The organism is Mariniflexile ostreae (assembly GCF_042427585.1).
GTDB classification, from domain to species: Bacteria; Bacteroidota; Bacteroidia; order Flavobacteriales; family Flavobacteriaceae; genus Pseudalgibacter; species Pseudalgibacter ostreae.
In genome coordinates, this window is record NZ_JBHMFC010000082.1 from 1 (window position 1) to 3062 (window position 3062).

Here is a 3062-nt window from a genome sequence, read left to right on the forward strand (position 1 = left end):
TCTATGAACGTAACGCAATCGCAATTCTAAATATCCTTGCTTAGCGGGGTGCAAATATAAAACCCTTTTTCTTCTTAAAGACCATCTTTTTAAAACTTTTTTTTATAAATTTTAAACAGGCCACACAAGACATTATTCTACAATAGGTTAGCTCCGTAAATTTAATCTTAAAAGGACAGAAAAATAAGCCCCACTGGACAAAACGTGCCACAAAGCAAAACCGAACACCAAAAAAAAAGCCAGATATACGGGCTTATCTGGCTTGGATCCTTCTATAAGGGCACATAGACCCTTACCTATATAATAGGGCTTACATAAAAAAGTTCCAGACCACCCCGAAACGCACTGCGAAGTCGCGATAGGGATACCCGGGGGCAGAATAATAATCGTATCCCGTAAAAGCTGCATTGAAATGCTCGGCCTTGACGTAGATCCTGGTTTGACGCACCTTAGCGTTTATAAAGAAATCCAAACGGGGAAACCCTCCATATTCACTTCCCCAAGGACGTTTTTTGATTTTAATACTATGATTTTTCCAACACCATACCTTATTGACACCATAATTATTTTTACTTTATTATAAAAGAGAAGCATGATTTTATAAGGTTTTGTTTGCTAATCTAGCATCTCATTTTTTATTGATAAAGAGCGTGTCTTCCTTTATACCATTTAAATAGCTGGGCTAGTTTACCATTTACAACACCACCGCCCCATTAATAGCGCTAAGAATAAACTCACCACCAAGTACTGTAAACAAATTGAGGGGTGTGATTTTCGCTTATTATATCTTTTTATCGCCTATAGATGCTCTGTACAACCATTTCACCTCCACTTGTCGTAAAAGTCGGTTCTACTAGCATAGATATCAATAGTAACATTACAAATACCGCTAATAGCATTAATTTTAGTCCCGCATGTAAATCATTTTCCACTTAAAACTTAACATTTGCAGAAGTATCGGTTAAAGCAATACATATTAAGATTTGAATGTGGACTTAAACCTCTGTACTGTTTTCAATGTAATCGATTAGGGATAATTCAATATCATATTTACCTACAAATAAATTGGTTGGAGCATTTATATGTTCATGAAAATAAAATATCGGGGTAATGGAGAGAAACGAACCATCTATAACAATCATTTCATTTTCGGTTTTCATAATTTCAACCCCCACACGCACTAGTCGGTTATTCTTAAAAATAGTAATATAAAGAACTTTCAGGCTGCAAAGGCACTGAATCACATTGCAAAAAAGCTTTTTAGATTATTGATTTATACTCCCATAAGTTTTTGGATTTTTTTTGACAAATCAGTATTGTCGAAACCTTCAGAAAATTCCCCCTGCCCATACCCTATAACTTTAACAGGAACCGGTGTCGCAGAATGATCACCAGACCCCCAAGATATTCCAGCCTTTTTATTCAATATATAAGCTGCTGTTTCAGAAATTGATTTCACAGTATTTATGCTTAAATAATTTGCATCTGCGTTCACTTTATTGTTTTCTTTAAACTGTTTGCTATAGGCTAATTTTAACATGTCCAATTCATTACCATCTAAGGACAAGCCTACTTCGCTATTACCCAAACCAAAATCTACCTGTATTAAATCTAAAATAGAATCAAATGACACTTCTGGATTAGCATCTTTAAGTTCTGTCATTTTTCTTTTAAACTCCTGAACCGAAGTTTTCTGATATTTTAACAATTCAGGATTCATCTCATAATTGATTCCTGTATACAAAGACCCCGTTTCATGGTCGGCGGTAACTATTATTAATGTTTCATCGGGTCGCTCTTTATAAAACTCATAAGCCACCCTAACAGCATCATTAAATGCAAGTACTTCATGTATCATGGTTACACCATCGTTTCCATGACATGCCCAGTCAATTTTACCTCCTTCAACCATCATAAAGAAACCTTTATCATTATCCATCACTTCAATCCCTTTTTTTGTAAAATCAGCTAGAGTAAGTGCTTCTTCTTTTTTATCGATTGCCCAGTAAAATTCTCCTGAAGGGTACATATCAGGATTTATTGCAATTATTTTTTCATCTCCATGTTTTAACTTATTAAACTCCTCATGAGAGTTGGCAATGGTATACCCCTTTTTCACAGCATTTACATATGCATCGGGTTGGTCACCGTTTTTTCCTTTTGGAGAATGGAAACCTCCACCTCCAAAATAATCAATATTATAATTGGGTAGCTCCATGCTAATCTCGTAATACATATTGCGAGAATTTTGATGCGCATAAAAAGAAGCAGGAGTCGCATGATCAATCGTTACGCTCGATAAAATACCTACTTTAAGACCTGCTTTTTTCACTTTTTCAGATATGTTTTCATACGCGATTTCTTGGTCAGGCGATTTTCCTATTATTCCATTGTTAGTTTTAAACCCACTAGACATGGCGGTTGCTGCTGCACAAGAAGTGGTAACAAAGGAATTAGCTGAATAGTTGGTCATATTGGAGCTTACAGGAAAACTGTTCATTAAAAGCTTTTCTGCCTTAATTTCGCCTGTCTTAGCATTTAAATACATTTCGGTAGTATAAATCTGATTTAATCCCATGCCATCTCCAATAAACAGAAATACATATTTTACATTTTGCTTAGTTTGACTATATCCTATAGAACAAAATAAGACTATTGAAATTATTACAATATTTTTAAACATAATACTTTTTGAAGCAAATTTAATGTGAGTTGCAATACTTAGATATAACAAAACATGCATATTTATAACAAATATGTTGCAATAGTCCATATAAGTAAGTGGCATAGCCAATTTGTTTTGACCCCTATAAAACAAGAGTAATCTTTTAAATTTCGATTATTAATTATGCGTTTAATTTTCTCATTATTATTAGCTGTTTATCAGCGTTCCATTTTTCCATTGGTGTAATCCTTCCTAAAAGTCCGTGGAGCCTTCTATTGTTATAAAACTCAACGTAACGCTTCAGTATCTGTTCTATTTCTCCAAAGTACTGATAATCGAACCTTGTAAAGACCTCTTTTTTCAATATTCCGTGATAGGCCTCGATATGTGCATTTTC

3 protein-coding genes and 1 pseudogene are annotated in these 3062 nt (G+C 34.4%); all 4 read right to left on the reverse strand.

The window, feature by feature from the left end:
* Positions 1–310: 310 nt before the first annotated feature.
* A pseudogene (locus ACFFU9_RS12850) lies at positions 311–487 on the reverse strand (putative porin); the annotation flags it as partial.
* Between the two features lie 508 nt (positions 488–995).
* Complete coding sequence (locus ACFFU9_RS12855) at positions 996–1160, reverse strand: hypothetical protein (RefSeq protein WP_379861872.1); 165 nt, start codon at positions 1158–1160, stop codon at positions 996–998.
* 113 nt (positions 1161–1273) lie between these two features.
* The gene (locus ACFFU9_RS12860; protein ID WP_379861873.1) at positions 1274–2683 is read right to left on the reverse strand and encodes an alkaline phosphatase; all 1410 of its coding nucleotides are present in this window, start codon (positions 2681–2683) and stop codon (positions 1274–1276) included.
* Between the two features lie 163 nt (positions 2684–2846).
* Positions 2847–3062, reverse strand: a 216-nt coding sequence (locus ACFFU9_RS12865; protein ID WP_379861875.1) for an IS3 family transposase, incomplete at its 5' end; no start/stop codon positions are given.